We start from the raw sequence: 3,021 nt of genomic DNA, 5'->3' as shown, positions 1-3,021 counted from the left end.
AACGAATACGCCAACCTGCTGGGTGGCAACGCGTACGAACCGCATGAAGAGAACCCGATGATCGGCTTCCGCGGTGCTGCACGTTATATCGATGCCTCATTTCGGGATTGTTTCGAACTGGAATGCCGCGCCATCCACCAGGTGCGTGACGTGATGGGGCTGACCAATGTCGAGATCATGATCCCGTTTGTGCGCACCGTGAGTGAAGCCAGCGCCGTGATCGACTTGCTGGCCGCCAACGGCCTCAAGCGCGGCGACAATGGCCTGCGCGTGATCATGATGTGCGAGTTGCCCTCGAACGCCGTGCTGGCCGAGCGCTTCCTGGAGCACTTCGACGGTTTCTCGATCGGCTCGAACGACATGACCCAGCTCACGCTCGGGATTGACCGGGATTCGGGCGGCTCGATTGCGGCCTCATTCGACGAGCGCAACGACGCGGTGAAAGCGATGCTGAGCCTGGCGATTGCAGCGTGCCGCAAGGAGGGCAAGTACGTGGGGATCTGCGGACAAGGACCGTCGGATCACCCGGACCTGGCGCAATGGCTGATGGAACAGGGGATCGAGACCATTTCGTTGAATCCGGATACGGTGGTGGAAACTTCGAATTACCTGGCTAAGCAATAAAGAACGACAACGCCTGATTCACATGGCCGCCGGGCCGTCTCGACTGACTCGAGCTGGCCCGGTATGCTGTCCGCTCTTCATCTTTGGGCAGGAACCGCCATGACTAAAACCGAGTTGATTGAAATTCTGCAAAAAAACATGGCGCTGAACCATGAACGGACGGTAAGCAAAGCGGATGTCAGTGCTTTCCTGGAGGCCTTGAATTTCGTGATCACGGAGTCGCTGGCTGCAGGCGGCGAAGTGACCTTGCCAAGTTTAGGCAAGTTCGCCGTAAAGGAAACGGCAGAACGTACTGGGCGCAATCCAGCCACGGGCGAGACGATCACGATCGCAGCCAAGCGTGCTCCCAAATTTACGCCCGCCAAAGCACTGAAAGACGCAGTGAAGCAATAACTGCATCCGGCAGCAAGGGGCACGCTGCCTCTTGCCTGCCTGCTTGATGAGTGTGTGTTGACGCCAAAAAAACGTTGCTCAACCGATATTCCACTATCACAGTATCCAAAAAATTTATCGGACAATTCGCGAGAGTATCTTCCCCTGGCTATCCAGTGGTGTTGGTCGGCTGAGCGGCTGGCACATCGGTCTCATCCACAATTTCTGTGGATAACGATGGGCATAGTGTTGGCATCCTGTTGATTGCAAATGGCTTGTCCGTGCTGCCTGATTTTGCAGCGCATGCGAAGCAGCGGAAATTCATCGGTCGCGGTATCCTGAAAGCATCAGTCAATGCTTCCGGTTCACGATGTGCGTCAATTACATCCCCGTCCCGAAACAGGTGCTGCAGGATTTCTTCAAGGTACTCCCACCCGATGACGAGTGGGCGGGCGAGGTGTGGCAGGACTATGCAGCCCCAATCATCGTCGGTCATGAACAATCGCGTGTTGCTGTGCTGGCCAACTATGGCTTCCTGCCCAAACAAGCTGCCGCCGGGTCCACGCTACAGCACGATGAATGCCAGAGCAGAAACGCTGGGGCAGTTGAAAAGCTACCGCCAAGCCTGGCAGCATGGCCAGCTTTGTCTGGTGCCGATGCTGGGTTTCTTTGAACCTTGCTACGAATCCGGTAAAGCCGAACGCTATCGGATCAGCCTGATCCATGACGAACCGTTCGCCGTGGCGGGTCTGTGGCGCAGTTAGCAGGAAGAAGAGGGTGGTCTGAGTGATTCCTTTACCCAGATCACCATCCATGCCGATGACCATCCCGTAATGAAACGGATGCACAAACCGGGCGATGAAAAGCGCAATCTCGTGATCGTGCCGGCGTCTGACTATGATGCCTGGCTGAATTGCAGCCAGACCGAGTTGGCACGAACCTTCCTGCACAACTATCCCGCCAAATATCTGCAAGCTACCCCGGCACCGCGCAGACCTGCACCACCGCAGGCCGACGCTTTGTTCTGAGGCAGATCTTTGGACAACGCCACCATGGTCAGCATGACCGGAGGTAGGGGTGCGATCAACGCGCGGAGGCAGGGGCTACAGTTTGACCACTGATGTTGAGTCGCAGACCATCCTTTATCCATGATGGCTGGATTGGGTGGGGGTACGGGAAATGGCGGGTGGAGGAAGCAGCAACTGGTTAACCCTTACCTGGCAACCTTCACTTTTCCTGCGGGTAGCAAAACATTCAATGTTTCCCATCCATGACCCGTTTCCTGTGTTCCGAATCAAGTCGGGATGCCTCCCGATCATCACCAAGATATTGACCGAGACGTATCCCGCGCCGGATATATCCGGGATTCACTCGGGAAACTTCCCGGGTTCTTCCGGGATCTATCCCGGATTTTCCCGGGATGTGTGCGGTACGGATATTCTCCCGGAACGAATCCCGGAAACTTCCGGGAAATACGCCGGAAATTTCCGGGATCCATCCCGTATTTCCCCGGGATGTGTGCGGTACGGATATTCTCCCGGAACGAATCCCGGAAACTTCCGGGAAATACGCCGGAAATTTCCGGGATCCATCCCGTATTTCCCCGGGATGTGTGCGGTACGGATATTCTCCCGGAACGAATCCCGGAAACTTCCGGGAAATACGCCGGAAATTTCCGGGATCCATCCCGTATTTCCCCGGGATATGCGCGATACGGATATTTCCTTGGAACGAATCCCGGAAACTCTCGGGAAATACGCCGGAAACTTCCGGGATTTATCCCGGATTCCCCCGGGATGTGTGCGATACGGATATTCCCCTGGAACGAATCCCGGAAACTTCCGGGAAGTACGCCGGAAATTTCCGGGAAGTACTCAGCGAGGGGTTTCGTGCGGGAATTGTTGAGGTCTAATTCGATTTTTTGCTAGAGCGATGTCCAGGGAATCGGTTAACAGGGTGGTGAAAAAGGCACGACCCCAATCAAAACGCGGCCTGGCATAGGCTGAGATAATTCGAGCAACCCAA

4 protein-coding genes are annotated in these 3,021 nt (G+C 55.7%); all 4 read left to right on the top strand.

What is annotated here, in order from left to right:
* A partial coding sequence (locus AC0KVQ_RS16220; protein WP_473422235.1) for a putative PEP-binding protein occupies positions 1-624 on the top strand: 624 nt, incomplete at its 5' end.
* A 99-nt stretch (positions 625-723) separates the two neighbouring features.
* Positions 724-1,017, top strand: coding sequence for an HU family DNA-binding protein (locus AC0KVQ_RS16215; RefSeq protein ID WP_473422234.1), 294 nt, complete (start codon positions 724-726; stop codon positions 1,015-1,017).
* 449 nt (positions 1,018-1,466) lie between these two features.
* The gene (locus AC0KVQ_RS16210) at positions 1,467-1,760 is read left to right on the top strand and encodes an SOS response-associated peptidase family protein (protein WP_473422233.1); all 294 of its coding nucleotides are present in this window, start codon (positions 1,467-1,469) and stop codon (positions 1,758-1,760) included.
* A 69-nt stretch (positions 1,761-1,829) separates the two neighbouring features.
* Positions 1,830-2,024 (top strand): hypothetical protein, encoded by a 195-nt coding sequence (locus AC0KVQ_RS16205; protein WP_473422232.1) that lies wholly within the window; start codon positions 1,830-1,832, stop codon positions 2,022-2,024.
* Positions 2,025-3,021 lie beyond the last annotated feature (997 nt).

The organism is Formivibrio sp. oc-25 (assembly GCF_055810895.1).
This window is presented reverse-complemented; position numbering and strand designations above follow the sequence as displayed.

Excerpts from the sequence above, each read along its gene's own strand:
- AC0KVQ_RS16215 (WP_473422234.1), top strand. The coding sequence starts at position 724 with ATGACTAAAACCGAGTTGATTGAAATTCTGCAAAAAAACATGGCGCTG.
- AC0KVQ_RS16210 (WP_473422233.1), top strand. The coding sequence starts at position 1,467 with ATGCAGCCCCAATCATCGTCGGTCATGAACAATCGCGTGTTGCTGTGC.
- AC0KVQ_RS16205 (WP_473422232.1), top strand. The coding sequence starts at position 1,830 with ATGAAACGGATGCACAAACCGGGCGATGAAAAGCGCAATCTCGTGATC.